The following is an 18482-nucleotide window of genomic DNA, read 5'->3' as shown; positions in this document are numbered from 1 at the left end:
AATAAAACACGATGCATAATAATTTAGTGCAAGACATTTACTTTAAAGCTCCTGTCAACCCTGCATCTCTTCTCCACTTCAGTATATACTGTGCAAAAACACAATAATGAGTAATGTCATGTCATTAATTGCAACTGGCACGCTAAACAAAATGCGTGCTTCTCTGGAAGGTGCCGTCAACTACCGTCTTCCTGTCGGTGAGGAAGAGATCGACTTAACTCCTTTTCTGGGTAAAACGCTCACACTGACTCACACTGGCAATATTTTTTGTTGCTCATGTGGAAAGAAAACGAAAAAGAGTTATTCGCAAGGCCACTGTTTTGTATGCATGAAAAAGCTAGCAAGCTGCGACATGTGTATCATGAAGCCAGAGACCTGCCACTACGATCAAGGGACTTGTCGCGAACCACAATGGGGTGAAGATAATTGCATGGTGGATCACTTTGTCTACCTGTCCAACACATCCAGCTTAAAAGTTGGTATTACTCGTCATACTCAAATCCCGACTCGTTGGATTGACCAAGGCGCGACTCAGGGCTTGCCAATTTTTAAAGTAAAAACTCGCCATATCTCCGGTTTAATTGAAGTTGAACTGGCGAAACATATCGCAGACAAGACCAATTGGCGCACACTGCTTAAAGGTGACGGTGAACCTATGGCATTGCAGGACCGTTTTGCTGAGCTATTGCCTTTAGTCGAAGAGAAAATTGCCGAGATAAAACAGCAATTCGGCGAAGATGCCATTGAAGTATTAAACGAAAGCATTACCGACCTTAGCTACCCGGTACAACGGCACCCAACGAAGATCACTTCGCATAACTTCGATAAAAACCCGGTTGTTACTGGCACTTTGCAAGGCATCAAAGGTCAATACCTCATCTTTGATACCGGCGTTATTAATGTAAGAAAATTCACTTCCTATGAAGTTGAAGTTAGTGCGTAATCGCTTGCAGAACGCGTTGATTCAAATAAAAACGAAAAAAGCTCGAGTTTGACCCGAGCTTTTGTTTTTCTATCAGGAAGAAATCGTTAGTTATGCGTCAAGGATGCTTTCAAGCACATCGAATAACATATCGACTTCTTCTATTGTGTTGTAATGCATACAACCAATTCGCACTACACCACCCGATTCTTCTAAACCAAGTTGACGAACTAAGCCCAACGCATAAAAGTGACCATTCCATACACAAATGTTATGTTCACCCAGTGTTTTCGCGATGAACTCTGGAGAATATCGGTCAAACGTTAGCGCAAAAGTTGGCGTGCGGAGTTGGCTATCTTCCTTTGCGATACCGAATAGATTGACACCATCTAATGCATTCAAACGCTGTAAGAAACGCTCACTCAAGCGCTGCTCATGTTGTTCATACAGTTGGTAGCTTTGCTCCAATCGTTGGCGAAGAGGTAAACCGACTTCACCAAATTGAGCCAGATACTCAACCGCAGAAACGACACCAGCAAGACCTTCAAAACTTTGCGTTCCTGTTTCAAATCGACCTGGGCCTATATTAGTGGCAGGCTCGACTTTGTAAGGGCGAATACTGTGGAGCCACTGATCGGCTATGTAAGCAATACCAACGTGCGGTCCGAAAAACTTGTAAGCTGAGCAAGCTAAAAAGTCACAACCTAACGCTTGAACATCAACCAAATGATGAGGCGCATAATGGACGGCATCCACATAAACTTGTGCCCCAACATTGTGCGCCATGCTGACTACTTGCTGTACATCCACAATAGAGCCCGTCGTGTTCGATGCATAAGTCACAGCGACAAGGCGCGTTTTATCAGAAAGAAGGCGGCTTAAATGCTCCATATCCAGCGTACAATCTTCTTCGTTGATACGAACTTGATGAACCGTAACGCCTTTATCTTCTGCCGCTTGCTGCCAGCTGGATACATTTGAATAGTGATCCAAAGCGGAAACAATGATCTCATCTCCTGCTTGCCAATCTCGACTAATCGCGCGACTAAGCTGAAAGGTTAGTGAGGTCATATTGGCACCGAAGACAATATTGCCAGATGAAGGGGCATTAAGTAGAACCTGAGCCGACTCACGCGCATTTTGCATTACGTCAACGGTCACTTGGCTAGAAAAATAATGCCCGCCTAAGTTAGCGTTGAAACGACCTAAATACCCTACCATGCTGTCTAGTACTGATTGAGGCACTTGTGAACCACCTGGACCATCAAAAAACGTCACGGGCTTGTCGTTGTGGTATTGAGCCAACGCCGGAAATTGCTCTCTGATCTGATTAAGATTGAAGTTCATTACGCTTATCCGTAGCAGTGAGTACAAATACATCCATATGGCCCGCTTCGTCATCAATAACAGAGCGGATTGGGCACGCGTTATGCCACAGCTTGCTATCAGCCAAGATTGCGACCTCTCCGGTTTCTAGCACTTTACGGAAAAATGGGGCTTGGTTATGGCTGCTGTACAGCATGATGTCGCCACCGATGATGTTATGGCGTCCCACACCAACCATTGCAATGTGATCAAAACCGTCTTGGTGCACACCTTCAGGTGCTACTTGGGTTTCTTCTTCCAGTGCCCTGATACGGATTTGGTGAATTTCTATTTCTTGACCGTTTGGCAGATGATTCGCATTGACAAACAATTCACACATTTCTCGAAAGCCATCGCTGGTAAGAATATCCTTCTCAATTGGCTCGAATTGTCTTACAACATCACCTTGAAATCGGTTGATATCAGAGGATTGAACAAAGCTATTTTTATTTAAGTCGATGACTTTGCCGTTATCAAAACCAACCACAGAATAACGTCGTAGTCGATACTGACCATCTGCATGTTCGGTACGAGGCAGTTCTTCAAACGATGGGGAAAGCTGCTCAATTGCTGCCATGCTGAGCTGTGTTAAATGTAGAGTATTCTCACGTGAATGTAACATCATTTGCTCCTTTAATGAGGCACATTAATTAACATTTAATTTACACACTAGGTTACGCAAATATTCTGCAATTACCAGTTTTTAACGTTGATAGCTTCAACAAAACGACGAAAACAACATAACAAACCAAACCAAGCCACAAAAACAGAGCCATGTTTCAGTTTTACGCTTTGACAATATTTGAAACTAGACTTCTCTACTACGAATAGAATTTTATGCTAGAAGTCAACGTTCTCAATCAATATTTAGTGGGTTCTAATCTATAACCAATTATTCGATCACAATCGTTGTTTATGCTTTTAAAGCACTAAGAATTTCCATACAATCGAGGGAAATGTTACGCCCTTTTTGGAGCCATAATGAGCGACGTAAAACACTGTAAATTATTAATTCTTGGTTCTGGTCCTGCAGGATACACAGCTGCCGTCTACGCAGCGCGTGCAAACTTAAACCCTGTGCTTGTGACGGGAATGCAACAAGGTGGTCAGCTAACCACCACAACTGAAGTTGAAAACTGGCCAGGCGATGCTGAGGGACTGACAGGTCCAGCATTGATGGATCGCATGAAAGAACACGCCGAGCGTTTCGAAACTGAAATCGTATTTGATCACATCAATGAAGTAGAGCTATCACAACGCCCATTTCGTTTAAAAGGCGACTCAGGTGAGTACACTTGTGATGCCTTAATCATATCTACCGGCGCATCAGCAAAATACCTTGGCCTTGAGTCTGAAGAAGCATTTAAAGGTCGCGGCGTTTCTGCTTGTGCAACCTGTGACGGTTTCTTCTACCGTAATCAGAAAGTTGCAGTTGTGGGCGGTGGTAACACGGCTGTTGAAGAAGCGCTATACCTATCTAACATTGCGTCAGAAGTTCACCTGATCCACCGCCGCGATTCATTCCGCGCAGAGAAGATCCTTGTGAAACGTCTGATGGATAAAGTTGAAAGCGGTAATATCGTTCTTCATACCGATCGCACTCTCGATGAAGTACTGGGAGACGATATGGGCGTAACGGGCGTCCGCATTAAAGACGTGAACAGCGGTGCGACAGAAGATATCGATGTAATGGGTGCATTCATCGCAATTGGCCACCAGCCAAACACACAAATCTTTGAAGGCCAAGTAGACATGAAAGATGGCTACATCATCGTTCAATCAGGTCTTGAAGGCAACGCAACACAAACTAGTATCGAAGGTGTATTTGCAGCTGGCGACGTAATGGACCACAACTACCGTCAAGCGATCACCTCTGCAGGTACAGGTTGTATGGCTGCATTAGATGCTGAACGTTTCTTAGACTCACTTGGTGACAAATAACTTTTCACATTTGTGTCATATCCTTAAAGCCCAGCGGTATTCCCGCTGGGTTTTCTTTTGTATACTACCGCCTCATTAAAACAATTATCATTAAGCCTTCACGATGGATAAGAAAAAGCAAAGCAGCTTGAATAAGTGGCTGAAGCAACAAAGTAAGTTAGCCAAGCGCTGGCTTATGATTGCGATAGGCCTAGGCGTACTTTCAAGCATGTTTTTATTGGCTCAAGCAGCCCTGCTCGCCTCCATTCTGCACCAGTTAATCATTGACCAAGTCGACAAAGCCGACCTCATCTGGCATTTTGTTGGGCTCGGTGGCACGGTTATCGGTCGAGCTGCTTGTACCTGGGGTCGAGAGCTTGCCGGTTACCGTTGCGGGGAGCAAATTCGAGTTTATATTCGCCAACTCATTTTAGATAAAGTTCATAAACTTGGGCCAGCTTACATCAAAGGCAAACCTGCTGGCAGTTGGGCAACGCTCATCTTAGAGCAGGTAGAAGATATGCAAGATTTCTTCTCACGCTACTTGCCTCAAATGTCATTATCGGTACTAGTGCCTTTCATCATTTTGGTTGTCGTATTCCCAGTAAACTGGGCAGCAGGCTTGATCTTCCTGGTCACTGCACCACTAGTGCCTATTTTCATGGCACTGGTTGGGATGAAAGCCGCAGAAGCAAACCGTAAAAACTTTAAAGCGATGCAGCGTTTGTCGGGTCACTTTTATGACCGCTTGCAAGCAATGACAACCATTCGCTTATTCGATAGAACAAAATCTGAAACTGAGACGCTAAAGGGTGCTTCAGAAGTCTTTCGTACTCGTACCATGGACGTTCTGAAAATCGCGTTTCTGTCTTCTGCGGTGTTAGAGTTTTTCACTTCTATTTCTATCGCAATTACCGCTGTCTACTTTGGCTTTAGTTATATCGGGGAGCTGGACTTCGGCTACTACGGCACAGGTGTTACGCTCTTTGCTGGTTTGTTCATTCTGATTCTTGCGCCAGAGTTTTATCAGCCATTACGTGATTTGGGCACGTTCTATCATGCGAAACAGCAAGCGGTTGGCGCAGCAGAAAGCATTGTCGAGTTTCTGGGTTTGGAAGTCGATCAAATCAAAGATGGTACCCAAGCGTTAGATAAAAACAGCCCTATCCATATTGAAGCGGACCAGTTAACCATTTTTAGTCCGGAAGGTAAGCAGCTCGCAGGTCCCCTATCCTTCTCTCTTGAAGCCAACAAAAGTACGGCTTTAGTTGGACCAAGTGGCGCAGGCAAAACAAGCTTGGTAAACACCATCCTCGGTTTCATGCCTTATCAAGGTAGCTTGAAGATTAATGGTTGTGAATTGTCGCGACTGGATCTAGCCACATGGCGAGAGGCAGTAAGCTGGATTGGTCAAAACCCGATACTATTACACGGTAGCATTCAAGATAACATCACACTAGGTAAGCACAATATTCAGGATGCAGACGTACATTCTGTGTTGAATGACTCTCACGCTGCTGAATTTGTTGAAATGCATGGGTTGGATTATCCGATATCTGATCGTTCTGGTGGTTTATCTGTCGGCCAAGCGCAGCGTTTAGCACTGGCTCGCGCCATGCTACAAAATGGTCGTTTTTGGTTATTAGATGAACCAACCGCAAGCTTAGATGCTCGCAGTGAAAAACTCGTGATGGAAGGCATTAACAAGTATGCGCATGCCACAACGAATTTGATGATTACTCACCAACTTGCGCCTTTACAAAACGTATCGCAAATTCTTGTTATGCAGGACGGCCAGATTGTTCAACGTGGTGATTACGCCACACTGTCGACAGAATATGGCTTATTTAAAGACATGTTGGAAGCGAACCTCGCACAACGTGAAACAGACAAGGGGAACTTAGATGCGTGATTTACTCCCTTATCTAAAACTCTATAAGAAACACTGGTTTGGTCTTTCGCTAGGTATGCTACTGGCATTTCTGACCTTAGCGGCGTCTATTGGCTTATTAACGCTATCAGGTTGGTTTATTTCAGCCGCAGCGGTGGCAGGCTTGACGGTTGCTCGTGAGACCTTCAACTACATGTTACCAGGTGCCGGGGTACGCGGCACTGCAATGGCTCGAACCGCAGGTCGATGGGGAGAACGTGTCGTTAGCCACAATGCAACGTTCAAGCTGCTTACCGATCTACGTATCTTCTTCTTTAAGAAACTTGCACCACTGATTCCGGGTCGTGTTTCTACGATGCGTGATGCCGATCTGCTCAACCGCCTAGTAGCGGACGTAGACGCGATGGATCACGTTTACCTTCGACTTATCAGCCCTGTCGTGATTGGTATTTTTGGCATATTGAGTTTAACGGCTGTCCTGGCTTTCTTTGATTGGCATCTCGCCCTACTGCTTGGCTCGATTCTTACCGTCATGTTGTTTGTATGGCCAGTACTGTTCTATAAACTGGGTAAAAACAATGGCGAGAAGCTCACTCATCATAAAGCGCAATTGCGAGTGGCGACACTGGACTGGCTTCAAGGCTACAGTGAACTGAGTATCTTTGGAGCAGAAGAACGTTATCGTAATCTCATTCTAGAGAAGCAGAAGCAGTTGCTGTCTAACCAATTTGTGAACGCGAATTTAACGGGCATGGCTTCAGGCCTGCTTATGCTGGTGAACGGCCTTACACTGGTTGTGATGCTTTGGTTTTCTGCAGACGGCGTAGGTGGTCGTGCTCCTGATCCTTGGATTGCGCTGTTTGCGTTTGCAACCATGGCGAGCTTTGAGATTCTGATGCCTATCGCGGGCGCATTCCAGTATCTTGGTCAAACGTTGACCTCTGCTCGTCGTTTAAATGAAGTAATTTTGGCTGAACCTGACGTTGTCTTCCCTGAGCAGTCGAAACATAAAGACACAACGTTAGACATTGAATTCGACAACATAGATTTTACTTACCCTGACGGTCAGCAAAAGGTACTGAAAGACTTGTCACTCTCACTACCGTTGGGCACTAAAACTGCAATTGTAGGTCAAACAGGTTCAGGTAAATCAACACTGATTCAGCTTCTTTGCCGCTACTGGGATGTTAACCAAGGTGAAGTTCGAATCGGTGGTACAAAACTGCAAGATTGGAGCGAGTCGGACCTGCGAGCAGCAATGACTGTGGTCAGTCAACGCGTAGATGTACTAAACGGGACACTACGTGACAACTTACTCATGGCCGCGCCGGATGCAAGTGATGAGCAACTGTCTACTATTTTACAAAAAGTCGAGCTTGGCGGACTTCTTGAAGAGCCGGGTTTAGACGCTTGGTTAGGCGACGGCGGTCGTCAGTTATCTGGTGGTGAGAAACGTCGAATCGGTATTGCTCGAGCATTGCTACGTGATGCCCCAATCCTACTCTTAGATGAACCGACTGAAGGCCTCGATAAGCGTACGGAACAAAAAGTGATGGCGCTTTTCAATGAACACTTTGCTAATAAGACAGTAGTATTCATTACACACCGACTGATAGAGTTAGAAAGTATGGATAGCATCTGTTTGATGGAACAAGGTGAGATCATCGAACAAGGCGACCATCCAACGCTACTCGCTCAAAAAGGTCGTTACTACCAGCTATTACAATCTCTATAATTCGATTTTCAGTGACGAGAAGGGCTCATCAAACGATGAGCCCTTTTGTTATTCCTGTATTATTAGTTACCTAATTAAGCACGTATACAGTGCTGATTTACCGACCAGATTTTTTGAGATAAGCCGCCATTTCATCTTCCGGAACCATGCCCCCACCTGTTGCCCAAACAAGATGTGTTGCGTTTTTGAGTTTTTCTTCGTCAAATTTCATTCGAGACTGATAAGCATGGTTATTCGAGACGTGCACTGCCCCAATCATACCGGCTAATGCAGAAGGCTCTAGATTAATACCTTCCAGTTCACTTAACTCACCCAAGTGGTGATACATACGAGCGTCATCAATGGTGTAAAAACCATCAAGTAGCCTTTCCATCGCTCTTCCGACAAATCCCGAGGCACGACCTACTGCCAAACCATCAGCGGCGGTGATGTTATCGATACCCAAATCTTGTACCGAAATATCGTCATGCAAGCCTGTATGTACGCCCAACAGCATGCACGGTGAGTGCGTTGGCTCTGCGAAAATACAGTGGACATGCTCGCCAAATGCTACCTTCAAGCCAAATGCCACGCCACCAGGCCCGCCGCCAACACCACAAGGAAGATAAACAAACAATGGATGATGCTCATCAACCACGATTCCCAAGTCATCAAATTGCTGCTTAAGACGCTCACCCGCAACAGAGTAACCTAGAAACAGCGTCCGTGAGTTTTCATCATCGATAAAGAAACAGTTGGGATCTTTTTCTGCCTCTTTACGACCTTGCTCGACAGCAATACCATAATCTTCTTGGTGCTCTACGACATTAACACCATGCGACCGGAGCTTATTTTTCTTCCATTCCCGCGCATCCGCAGACATGTGGACTGAAACTGAAAAACCCAGCTTCGCACTCATGATGCCGATGGACATACCAAGATTGCCGGTTGAGCCAACCGCAATACTGTACTGCTTAAAAAACTGCCGAAACTCATTGCTGAACAATTTTCTGTAATCATCGTTTTCACAGAGCAAGCCGGCTTCAAACGCCAACTTTTCTGCATGAGTGAGCACTTCATAAATACCACCTCTCGCTTTGATCGAACCAGAAATTGGCAAATGACTGTCTTTTTTGAGCATTAAATGGCCCAATATTGGTGTGTCGTATTGCTGCTCCAAACGCACTTTCATATTGGGAATATCCACCACTGGGGACTCAATAATGCCACGCGACGTTTCCGTTTCGGGAAACGCCTTCATCAAATAAGGCGCAAATCGTGTTAGCCGTTCACTCGCAACTTGAATATCTTGTTCACCTAACCCGACATGAGGTAAGCCTTCCTCCAAGGAAGTGATATGGGGGTTAAACCAACAAACCTCTTCAAGATCAATAAGTGCTGCCAAGAGTGGGAACTGCTTAGTCAGCGCTTCAATATTTGCCTTGGTCATTTTACCTTCCTGGAATGATGTGAGTTGAGATAAACAAAAGCGCCGCAATAGCGACGCTTTGGAGAACAACTATCAGTTTGAGCTTACGCGTAGTTTTTCTCAAACTCTTGCATGAAGTCTACTAACGCTTGAACACCTTCTAGCGGCATTGCGTTATAAATGGATGCTCGCATACCACCAACTGCTCGGTGACCTTTTAGCGCTTTCAGCCCTTTAGAGTCTGCTAGCTCAAGGAAGGTTGCATCTAGTTCAGGCTTAGCAAGTTGAAATGGCACGTTCATCAAAGAACGGTTTGCTGAGTGCACGCCATTACGGTAGAAATCAGACTGATCGATGTAATCATACAGTAGCGCGGCTTTAGCGCGGTTCACTTGCTCAATTGCTTTTACTCCACCCTGTGCCTTCAGCCATTTGAAAACAAGACCAGACAAGTACCATGCAAAGGTTGGTGGCGTGTTGAACATTGATTCTTTTTCTGCCAAAACAGTGTAATCCAAAATACTTGGTAGTACCTGCTTCGCCATACCTAATAAATCATCGCGCACGATAGCAATAGCAATGCCGGAAGGACCAATATTTTTCTGAGCGCCCGCGTAAATCACACCGTATTTCGACACATCAATTTCACGAGAAAGAATTGTCGAAGACATGTCAGCAACAATCGGTTTGTCGGTGATAGGAAGATCGTTAATCTCAATACCATCAATGGTCTCATTTGGACAGAAGTGAACGTAAGCCGCTTCTGGAGCAATTTTCCATTCACTTGCAGGTAGAACCGCGACTTTCCCGTTGATTTCTGTTCTTGCATCAAACACGTCTGGTTCGCAGTATTTTTTCGCTTCAGCTACCGCGCTTTCAGCCCAATAACCACCATCGATGTAAGTTGCCGTATCGGCATCACCAAGTAAGTTTAGAGGAACAGCAGCAAACTGAGCACGAGCACCACCTTGGCAGAACAGCACTTTATAGTTGTCCGGAATATTCAGAAGATCACGTAAATCCTGCTCGGCTTCTTCTGCAACTTTGATGAACTCTTTGCTTCGGTGGCTGATTTCCATGACCGAAGTACCAAGGCCTTGCCAATCGATTAGTTCCTGTTGTGCTTGCTGCATAACTGCTTTAGGCAGACCTGCTGGCCCTGCACTGAAGTTAAATACGTTGTCCGTATTTTGTTCCATGATGCTCATTGCTCCTGCTATGTAAATATTACGAAATTAATATCACGTTTTCGCAGTGATAAAAACAAGAAAAGAGGTCTTACGACCTCTTTTTAAAGACTAAGCGTTGAATTGGAACAAATTCGCAACAACACGAATTACTGTTGTTGCATCAAAGCAGGCATAAGTAGAGCCACCAATGGGAACTCATGCCCATTTTCGAACTTCAATTTGCCTTCACCAATTTCTGCTTTTAATTGATAACCGCCCTCTACTTTTTCGATCAACTCCATAATAAGGAGCTCATCAATCCCTTCTTGAATAAATGGGTAATGCGTTACTAATTCATCAGAGAAGTAAGTGCTAAGTTCACCAGTAGTGGCCGTCACCAACTTCATTGGATCTTGAGTAATATGCTCAGTACCTTCAGGGATGGATAGTTGCCACTCATTGTGGAACTTGCCGTCACCGAACGCGAGTGAAAGCTCGTTCACGGATAAATCAAAACCTTTGCTAAACAGCGTATCGACATGCGGCAATAAATTCGCAATTTCCTGCTCATCTAGCATAGGAGAGCTTTGATAGATAGACATAATTTGATCAAAAGACTGGCTATCCACATCTGCAATTGAGAAATCCAACTTAAAGTTATCGACATCCGTCCCATCAGTTAAACGTAGTTTCTTAGCATCTAGGTTTAATTGACTGTTCAGCTTATCACCAGACTCACTCATCGTAGTGTTACCACGGTAGCTCGCATTTTCAATCAAAAAGACAGGCGTTAAGTTCGCATCAACCACATCTAGCTTCTCTAGAGAGAAAGATTGCTCGCCTAACCAGTAGCCTTTTGCTTGCTTTCCTTTACCTTGCCCTGTCAATGCATTCAGATGAAGCTCTTCACCGTTTTCAAAATCCACTTGAACAGAAGGAACGGAAACTTGGTAATTGAGATCACCCAATACCGTCACATCACCTGTTACTTTTGCAGGGCTTGTAGAAACAGAAACACCTTGCGCTTCGTTACGATAATGCCAACTGTCTAGGTCGAGGATAAATGCTGTATTGCCATTTAGTTGAGTTTGGCTATGCATCGTGAGAGGCAAAAAGTCATTGTCCACCAATTTTGAATCAGCTGTTAGGCTTGTTAGACCGTGGCTAACATCACTGGTTACGTCAAACGTCGTTGGCATACCATCACGCTCTAGCTGCGTTTTAAGCTCAGGATCAACAACTGAATAACGAGTCAGCACGACTGAAGACAAATAGCCACGCTGATACTCGACCACTTCGCCTTTAATCATTTCATCATTCATATTGGTAATACCATCTTCAATGATGGACTGACCAATTTGTCCGACAGCCAATGGCCAACACAGCGCTAATGAGATAGCACCACCAATGGCGCCGATTTTTTTAAGATTTTGCATAACGTCACTTATTAGATATTTTCGGTCAGTCTACCCCAAACCACCTGCGGAGAAAACATTGAGACAAATCAGACTATTGATGCTTATTCTAGTCCATTAATCAGGAATCATACTTGGCTCCCACTCATCATGTCCTTTTATTGTTAAAGTTTGCGTGGCGAAGTTTTAACCGGAGCTAAAACATCTGTGAATCGTTATGCTGTGTTGTGTCTCGACAACAACCCAATCAGTGCTGAACAATTTCGATTGGAGCTGTCTGCCTTCTCAAGTAAGTTTGATATTTTTTCTGTCGAATCGATAGAAGAGGCTCAAAGCGCTTTAGAGTATCTAGAAGAAAGAGAACAGACTGTTGCTTTAGTTATAGCGAGCCATCACGCTCACTTTAACGGCGTGGATTTTCTTATTGGTTTAGACCGGATGCCGCATACCGAGCAAGCAAGAAAAATTCTGATTAGCTGCTCGTCTGATATAGAGGCAATTCTCACTGCCGTTAATGAGGGCAGGCTCGACCACTGCCTCACTAAACCTTTGCCAGATCACGTCTTATTTAACACAGTGCAAAAAGAGCTGACCCAATTTATCTTGCGAAATGGCAAAGAAGACCTGCTAAGTTACAGTCAGATATTGGATCATCACAGCTTGTTGCGAGCGCACATCAATAACCAGATGAGCCATTATCAAGCCGGATTCTTACACGACTACCACTCGATGTCTGATGCCGAGTTAGCCGAGCAAGTGATCTCCGCTCTCCAGCAATTTTTCAAAGACAATGACGAAACAAGAGCGTGCCGTACATACTCACCTGAACACTTATTAACCGTGGAAGGCGAGCCAAATTGCTTTTTGTGGTTTATCACCGAAGGTGAAGTGGCTCTGTACAAGCGCGATGAGCAAGGCATGCAGCGAGAGGTTGTACGCCATAACAAAGGGAATATTGTCGGAGGCATGTCGTTTGTTACTGGGGAATGTTCTTTCTCGACAGCTCTAACACTAACCAAAACAGAAGTTATCAAACTCGATCGCAACGTATTCAATAAAGTGATGCAAAGCGACTCAAACTTACTGCCTCTTTTTACAAACTTGCTTTTACGCCACTTCAACCGCCGATTGCAAAGAAGCATCAACACCAAACTGCAACTTCAAAAAACGCTCGAATCTTTAGAATCAGCCCACCAGCAGCTCATTGAAAGAGAAAAAATGGCGATGCTTGGTCAATTGGTTGCGGGAGTGGCCCACGAACTAAACAATCCAGTAGCCGCGATATTAAGGGGCGTAGAGAATTTAACGCATACGCTAGAACGATTACTTAACGATGCGCCCAGTTCCGATATACAAAGCAAAGGCATTGAATTACTGAACAAAGCGCAAACCTCAAAACCCGCTTCAACCGCCGAGCTCAGATCACGCGTAAAAGCGCTTAGCCATACACTTCCAGACCGAGCATTAGCAAAGAAAGTGGTGAGCCTTGGTTTAGAATCCGATCAAGAGCTACTTACCCAACTAACGAGAAAGCAGCAAGCGTCTTATCATGCTCTCAATACACTAGAGCAATACCACAAAGCAGGTTCTACACTTCGCTCAATTAATGTCTGTGCAGCACGAATTGCTGATATGGTAAAAAGCCTGAAAGGATATGCTCGGTCAGATGATGAGACCCTGCACTATGCCGATATTCATGAGGGTATTGAAGACACCTTGGTGATTTTCGAGAACAAATTAAAAATGCACCAAGTTTCAACCGACTATGCAAACTTGCCTTCCATCCTTTGTCAACCGATCGCACTCCAACAGGTGTGGACGAATTTGGTCTCTAACGCCATTGACGCATTTCCAGAAAAAGGGGTGTTAAACATACAAACACGCCTTGTAGAAAAAGAGCACACAAATTATGCCGTTATCTCATTTGAAGATAATGGATGTGGCATTCCTGAGTCGCAAAGAGACGCCATTTTCGAGCTAAACTTCACCACAAAAAAAGAAGGTAACTTTGGCTTAGGCATCGGGCTGTCCATCTGCCAGCAAATCGTAACAGCACACAGAGGGTGGATTGACGTCGAATCAGAGATCGGCCAGTTCACACGAATGACCGTCTGGTTACCAGTCATCGAAGAAGGAGATGAAACATGACCAAGTATCTAATTTTATGTGTCGATGACGAACGAGAAGTCTTGGATAGCGTGCTCCAAGATCTTGCTCCCTTCGAGGAGAACTTTGTTGTCGAAGGAGCGGAATCAGTGACTGAAGCTCGGCAAGTGATTGAGGAGATGGCGGAAGAAGAAGTTCAGCTTGCTCTCATTTTATGTGACCACATTATGCCGGAACAAACTGGGATCAGCTTCCTAATCGAACTCAGTCAAAATGGTGACACAAAAGCAGCGCGCAAAGTTTTACTCACAGGACAAGCCGGTTTGGAAGACACCGTAGAAGCCGTAAATAACGCGAGTCTCGATTATTACATTGCCAAACCTTGGAAAGGCGAAGCATTGAGAAAGGCAATCGTGTCTCAGCTTACCGCGTTTGTGATTGAGAATGATGATAACCTGCTATCCTGGACTCAAATCCTTGATTCTGAGGCAATCCTCAACGCCATGGCAAAAAGAAGAGCAAGCTTTGGCGAGTAATAAAGTGTTTAATTCTAACTTGAACTCAACGATGGTCATTGAACCACCTTACCTCGCATAGTAGAACGAGGTTAGAAAAACATCGTTACTTGTCCGAGTGAAATTCTCGGACACTACGTATATGGCGTAGTTTTTGCTTAAACCAAGGAACTATTAAGTTAATTGACAAAACATCGACACATTTTTGTTGGTCGTGGACCTTCCTTTTTATTATGATGTCGGACAAATCAGATTACGGTTCAAGTGGTTGCTTGAATCCATGGAAATAATGAACAAGGTTTATCGTTAGTTATGCGTAAAACACTATTAGCCGCTGCCTTACTAGTGGCATCAAGCCATGCCCTAGCTGCAAACGATCGCAATGCGCCAGCAACTATGAGCAACTTTAGCTACGACTATTTCGAAGCACGTATTGGCGCAAGTCCTGTGACATTTGGTGCTGGATTCAGCAAATCAATTCACCCGAACGCGCATGTTATTGCTCGTATTGACTCTGAGTTTGAAAGTGATTTTGACTCAGCTGCAGGCTTTGGCTTCCATTCTCCGCTAAACAACTGGGCAGATCTTACTGGTGAAATGCTAATGCGCGTTGTGCAACCTTCGAATGAGAGCAGCACAGATGTTGGTATGGAGCTGAACTTAGGTGTTCGCCAATGGTTGGGCCCTCAATTAGAAGTAGGCGGCAAAGTCGGCTACGTTTCTATCGATAACGATGACGATTGGACTGGCTCTGCCTACGCTCGATTCCACTCAACAGAGCTTTTCTCTTTGGGTGCTGAAGCACGTATCAACGATTTTTACGGTGATCAGGTAATGTTCACTACGCGTTTTAAGTTTTAAGATTTGTGCTGTAAGAAAAGAGCAAATTAAAAAAACAAAAACCGAGGTCTCTACCTCGGTTTTTTTGTCTAATTTAATGACTAACTCAATGAAGTGGTAAAAAACTTCAACGTCCTTTTTCCGCTTTTCACACTTGCCTTTACGACCCGCTAACTCCATCGAAACGAGTCAATCATTGTGCGATCAGCTTCGCTTAGTCACACAGTGCCAATAACTGTTTTTTACGCGGCTCTTGGATCAGTTTCCAATGTACGCCATCAGTTGCACCAGCAAATTTCCACAGTAGCTTTACATCAACATCATTACCGTAAGCCGTTTTAACTTTGTTGAAGACTTTTACAGGTCCAAGTTCTAAAAAGGTTTCTACGTCATCAACACCGGCTTTCTTGACCATACGTTCAAGGGTTAGTTGCATGTTGGGTAAGTCTCTTAAGCGTCTACTGGCAGAGGACTTTTGATATTTCCGTTCCTTAATTGAGTATTCAATTGATTTCTGTACCAGTTCATCAAGCCCTACATATCCGGATTCGAATAAATCGGTTACATCATAATAATTTACGGTTGCCGTCGTCTGTTTTTTGACGTGCTTATACTTCTCACAGCTCAGTTGAGTAAACACTTCATCTAGCCCATTACCACCACGTAAGTAGCAGCAATCATTGCTGACAAGCGCAAACATAGCATCATCGGTGAATAAACCAATACCACCGAACATAGAACGTTTTTGGTACTCACTGAAGGTGCGTACATATTTAAAAAAAGCTTGGTCTGTCATGTCCATTGACCTCTTTAATCTGAATAAATTACCCCGATTAGCGATGTCACCAGATAAACAGCAGCTTATAGCGAATTATAAATGTCGATTTGTTGGCGATATTTTTGTGAGTTGTGCTCACCAACTTGCTTAATCATACTTAACGTTGAAAAATAAGTTAGGACATAGGTCACATATAAAAAAGTATAAATTCTGCATACGTGATTAGTTTCACACTTATTGTTCGTGTGGTGATATTTTTTTGACGCATAGCATGCCTAAAACGCGCCATCATTATGATCTCGCTGGCAATTACGGGCACATAATACGCATTTAATTGATAAAGAATACGCTGTAAGGGTACACTGTACGAAAGATCTCAAGTACAGCGTCACAATGGAACATTTATCATTTTTTTGGCTGCCAAATAATAAAGATAAGCTTATAAACGCACTGGAATCCGAGTTTGCTCAGCTGGTAGAACAGTCCATCGCCACGGGTAAGATTTCGTTACCTCCTATTCCTGATGTCGTGCTTAAAATTCAGCAGTTATGTGTCGAAGAACACACCACGATTGCCGATGTTGCTAACTGTTTATTGGAAGATCCCGGATTAGCAGCGGTCGTTTTACGAGTCGCTAACTCTGTGATTTTCAATCGCAGAAATATCACCTGCAACGACTTAACTACAGCGGTATCTCGTCTCGGAATACTTCGTGTACGTGATATTGTTACCGCACAAGCGATCGAGCAACTTAAACACTCAGTTAATCTCACTAAAGAATGCAATGCCATCTTGGTGAAGAGTGCGGCGATATCTCGTGAGCTCGGTGCCGTCATGGTGATGTTGGTTCAATCGTTTCGTAGCCACGAGCCAGGCACTTATGGTCATCTAGAGCAAGAAAAGGCGTTATTGGTCGGTCTATTAGCCGATATAGGGCTATTTTGCCTAATTAATGAGTACCACTTGTACTTAGATAGGGGCAATTACCTAGACCCAGATATTGCATTGCAGATCTTCCAAACACGTTGTTCTGCCACAAGTAAACTGGTACTTGAGCGTTGGGGGTTTGACAACGACTTCAGAGAAGTATCCTCAAACGAAAAATACGAATTAACGCGACCAGAAGTGAGTTATCTCGACATCGCTAGAATTGCGCATCATTTATTGATGTTCCGCAATCACGATGAACGCATTGACGAACATGAAGTTGAATTCAACTTAACTGGTGCAGAAGTCTTGTATGAACTTAGTAACATGAGTGATACTGACTTCAATGATCAAATCCGTGCTGTACTCAATGCTAGCGGTTTGTAATTTATCGCTTTCTGATAATACCTTATCCGTGATAAAACGATTCGCTCAAGGCTGAGCTGTGTGTGGTGAAATGTCTTTAATTTCAACCGATAGATAATTTGATTTATGCGTGTTGATGTTATCTCAAAAAGGAATCATTGAGCTTTATGTTTTCAGGGATGCTATTTATTTTCGCTCCGCTTGTGGTGGGGTATCTAATTCCTATATCTCGATCTTCGTTATTGGAGAAGATCAATCAGTCAACGTCCTACCTTATTTACGTCATTTTGTCGTTGATGGGTCTTAGTTTGGCGGCGCTCGATAATTTAAGCAGCAACTTACAAAGTATTCTCCTCTATGCGAGTACGTTTTTTTTGTGTCTAAGTGCCTGCAACCTGTTGGCTCTGCCTATTATTGATAAAATTGTTCCACTTCAGACCAATCAGAATCAAAAGAAACTACCGTTATCTTCGATGGCTTTAGAGTCTGTTAAGCTTATCGTGGTCGTTGGCGGAGGGTTAGTGGTTGGCCTGCTGTTACCCATTGATTTGAGTTGGGTAGATACAGCAAGCGAATGGATACTCTTTCTACTTCTATTTTTTATTGGTATTCAGCTGCGCAATAGTGGACTTACTCTGCGTCAAATCCTATTAAATAAACAAGGAATGGCCATTGCGGCTGTTGTCATCGCAACATGTATGCTTGGTGGCGTTCTTGCAGCGGTGCTTTTGGATCTTCCTCTTTATCAAGCACTCGCAATGGCTTCAGGTTTTGGCTGGTATTCACTCGCAGGTATTTTAATGGGTGACGCTTTTGGTCCGGTATTTGGTGGCGCGTCGTTCTTGATTGAATTGATGAGAGAGTTAGTCGCACTGGTTGCCATTCCTCTCTTTATTCGTAGCTATCCGTGCACCGCAATTGGTTATGCCGGTGCAACAGCAATGGACTTCACCCTACCCGTTATTCAAACTACCGGTGGTGTGCGTTGTGTTCCTGTTGCTATCGTTAGCGGCTTTATTTTGAGTTTATTGGTACCAGTTATGATGCTTTTCTTTGTATCACTTGCTAGCTAGATCTCAGGTTTTCGCTTTAACATCCATTACAATACGGCAAAAATTTAAATAC

The 18482-nt window shown here is 44.1% G+C and carries 15 protein-coding genes; 9 read left to right on the top strand and 6 right to left on the bottom strand.

The window, feature by feature from the left end:
* The first annotated feature begins 118 nt into the window (after positions 1-118).
* Positions 119-943: a DUF2797 domain-containing protein gene (locus tag R7R78_RS00410; RefSeq protein WP_225472789.1), complete on the top strand. Its 825-nt coding sequence runs from the start codon at positions 119-121 to the stop codon at positions 941-943.
* A gap of 90 nt (positions 944-1033) precedes the next feature.
* Here R7R78_RS00410 and R7R78_RS00405 read toward each other — a convergent pair whose 3' ends face one another.
* Together R7R78_RS00405 and R7R78_RS00400 are read right to left on the bottom strand one after the other, a co-directional pair.
* The gene (locus R7R78_RS00405; protein ID WP_054576433.1) at positions 1034-2269 is read right to left on the bottom strand and encodes a cysteine desulfurase-like protein; all 1236 of its coding nucleotides are present in this window, start codon (positions 2267-2269) and stop codon (positions 1034-1036) included.
* The gene (locus R7R78_RS00400) at positions 2253-2909 is read right to left on the bottom strand and encodes a 2OG-Fe dioxygenase family protein (protein ID WP_005377989.1); all 657 of its coding nucleotides are present in this window, start codon (positions 2907-2909) and stop codon (positions 2253-2255) included. Before R7R78_RS00400 ends, R7R78_RS00405 begins: the two co-directional genes overlap by 17 nt.
* Before the next feature lie 359 nt (positions 2910-3268).
* Between R7R78_RS00400 and trxB the strand changes: the two genes are divergently transcribed.
* From trxB to cydC, 3 genes are all read left to right on the top strand, one after another.
* A complete protein-coding gene (trxB, locus tag R7R78_RS00395) occupies positions 3269-4228 on the top strand; it encodes a thioredoxin-disulfide reductase (RefSeq protein ID WP_005377991.1) in 960 nt (319 codons plus the stop codon).
* A gap of 103 nt (positions 4229-4331) precedes the next feature.
* Positions 4332-6119: a heme ABC transporter permease/ATP-binding protein CydD gene (gene cydD / locus R7R78_RS00390; RefSeq protein WP_225472788.1), complete on the top strand. Its 1788-nt coding sequence runs from the start codon at positions 4332-4334 to the stop codon at positions 6117-6119.
* Positions 6112-7833 (top strand): heme ABC transporter ATP-binding protein/permease CydC, encoded by a 1722-nt coding sequence (gene cydC / locus R7R78_RS00385; protein WP_213876550.1) that lies wholly within the window; start codon positions 6112-6114, stop codon positions 7831-7833. The genes cydD and cydC overlap by 8 nt, the downstream gene beginning before the upstream one ends.
* 97 nt (positions 7834-7930) lie before the next feature.
* Here the strand turns inward: cydC and R7R78_RS00380 are convergent, their stop codons facing one another.
* The 3 genes from R7R78_RS00380 to R7R78_RS00370 all read right to left on the bottom strand — a co-directional run bounded on the left by R7R78_RS00380 (position 7931) and on the right by R7R78_RS00370 (position 11846).
* Positions 7931-9262 carry a D-serine ammonia-lyase gene (locus tag R7R78_RS00380; protein WP_213871582.1) on the bottom strand — a complete coding sequence of 444 codons (1332 nt, stop codon included), beginning with the start codon at positions 9260-9262 and terminating at the stop codon, positions 7931-7933.
* 83 nt (positions 9263-9345) lie between these two features.
* Complete coding sequence (gene serC / locus R7R78_RS00375) at positions 9346-10440, bottom strand: 3-phosphoserine/phosphohydroxythreonine transaminase (RefSeq protein ID WP_213871581.1); 1095 nt, start codon at positions 10438-10440, stop codon at positions 9346-9348.
* A gap of 137 nt (positions 10441-10577) precedes the next feature.
* Positions 10578-11846 carry a DUF945 family protein gene (locus tag R7R78_RS00370; RefSeq protein WP_005389614.1) on the bottom strand — a complete coding sequence of 423 codons (1269 nt, stop codon included), beginning with the start codon at positions 11844-11846 and terminating at the stop codon, positions 10578-10580.
* A 186-nt stretch (positions 11847-12032) separates the two neighbouring features.
* Here R7R78_RS00370 and R7R78_RS00365 point away from each other — a divergent pair, with 186 nt between their 5' ends.
* The 3 genes from R7R78_RS00365 (at position 12033) to R7R78_RS00355 (ending at position 15307) form a co-directional block, all read left to right on the top strand.
* Entirely contained in the window at positions 12033-13973 is a 1941-nt protein-coding gene (locus R7R78_RS00365) for an ATP-binding protein (protein ID WP_206957344.1), read from the top strand.
* Positions 13970-14467 (top strand): response regulator, encoded by a 498-nt coding sequence (locus R7R78_RS00360; protein ID WP_213874708.1) that lies wholly within the window; start codon positions 13970-13972, stop codon positions 14465-14467. The genes R7R78_RS00365 and R7R78_RS00360 overlap by 4 nt, the downstream gene beginning before the upstream one ends.
* Positions 14468-14758: 291 nt before the next feature.
* On the top strand, positions 14759-15307 hold the full coding sequence (locus R7R78_RS00355) for a hypothetical protein (RefSeq protein WP_005378006.1): 549 nt from the start codon (positions 14759-14761) through the stop codon (positions 15305-15307).
* A 193-nt stretch (positions 15308-15500) separates the two neighbouring features.
* Here R7R78_RS00355 and R7R78_RS00350 read toward each other — a convergent pair whose 3' ends face one another.
* Complete coding sequence (locus R7R78_RS00350) at positions 15501-16088, bottom strand: TfoX/Sxy family DNA transformation protein (RefSeq protein WP_005378007.1); 588 nt, start codon at positions 16086-16088, stop codon at positions 15501-15503.
* A 369-nt stretch (positions 16089-16457) separates the two neighbouring features.
* On the opposite strand from R7R78_RS00350, the gene R7R78_RS00345 reads away from it, so the two are divergent.
* Both R7R78_RS00345 and R7R78_RS00340 read left to right on the top strand, forming a co-directional pair.
* Positions 16458-17378: an HDOD domain-containing protein gene (locus tag R7R78_RS00345; RefSeq protein WP_005378009.1), complete on the top strand. Its 921-nt coding sequence runs from the start codon at positions 16458-16460 to the stop codon at positions 17376-17378.
* 146 nt (positions 17379-17524) lie between these two features.
* Positions 17525-18430 carry a lysine exporter LysO family protein gene (locus tag R7R78_RS00340; RefSeq protein ID WP_033905125.1) on the top strand — a complete coding sequence of 302 codons (906 nt, stop codon included), beginning with the start codon at positions 17525-17527 and terminating at the stop codon, positions 18428-18430.
* Positions 18431-18482 lie beyond the last annotated feature (52 nt).

The organism is Vibrio sp. 2134-1, assembly GCF_033339495.1.
Note: the sequence above shows the minus strand (reverse complement) of the source record. Positions and strands in the feature narration are given on the sequence as shown.

Excerpts from the sequence above, each read along its gene's own strand:
- R7R78_RS00360 (WP_213874708.1), top strand. The coding sequence starts at position 13,970 with ATGACCAAGTATCTAATTTTATGTGTCGATGACGAACGAGAAGTCTTG.
- R7R78_RS00400 (WP_005377989.1), bottom strand. The coding sequence starts at position 2,909 with ATGTTACATTCACGTGAGAATACTCTACATTTAACACAGCTCAGCATG.
- serC (WP_213871581.1), bottom strand. The coding sequence starts at position 10,440 with ATGGAACAAAATACGGACAACGTATTTAACTTCAGTGCAGGGCCAGCA.
- R7R78_RS00340 (WP_033905125.1), top strand. The coding sequence starts at position 17,525 with ATGTTTTCAGGGATGCTATTTATTTTCGCTCCGCTTGTGGTGGGGTAT.
- R7R78_RS00345 (WP_005378009.1), top strand. The coding sequence starts at position 16,458 with ATGGAACATTTATCATTTTTTTGGCTGCCAAATAATAAAGATAAGCTT.
- R7R78_RS00370 (WP_005389614.1), bottom strand. The coding sequence starts at position 11,846 with ATGCAAAATCTTAAAAAAATCGGCGCCATTGGTGGTGCTATCTCATTA.
- R7R78_RS00405 (WP_054576433.1), bottom strand. The coding sequence starts at position 2,269 with ATGAACTTCAATCTTAATCAGATCAGAGAGCAATTTCCGGCGTTGGCT.
- R7R78_RS00410 (WP_225472789.1), top strand. The coding sequence starts at position 119 with ATGTCATTAATTGCAACTGGCACGCTAAACAAAATGCGTGCTTCTCTG.
- cydD (WP_225472788.1), top strand. The coding sequence starts at position 4,332 with ATGGATAAGAAAAAGCAAAGCAGCTTGAATAAGTGGCTGAAGCAACAA.
- R7R78_RS00380 (WP_213871582.1), bottom strand. The coding sequence starts at position 9,262 with ATGACCAAGGCAAATATTGAAGCGCTGACTAAGCAGTTCCCACTCTTG.
- R7R78_RS00350 (WP_005378007.1), bottom strand. The coding sequence starts at position 16,088 with ATGGACATGACAGACCAAGCTTTTTTTAAATATGTACGCACCTTCAGT.
- R7R78_RS00355 (WP_005378006.1), top strand. The coding sequence starts at position 14,759 with ATGCGTAAAACACTATTAGCCGCTGCCTTACTAGTGGCATCAAGCCAT.
- cydC (WP_213876550.1), top strand. The coding sequence starts at position 6,112 with ATGCGTGATTTACTCCCTTATCTAAAACTCTATAAGAAACACTGGTTT.
- trxB (WP_005377991.1), top strand. The coding sequence starts at position 3,269 with ATGAGCGACGTAAAACACTGTAAATTATTAATTCTTGGTTCTGGTCCT.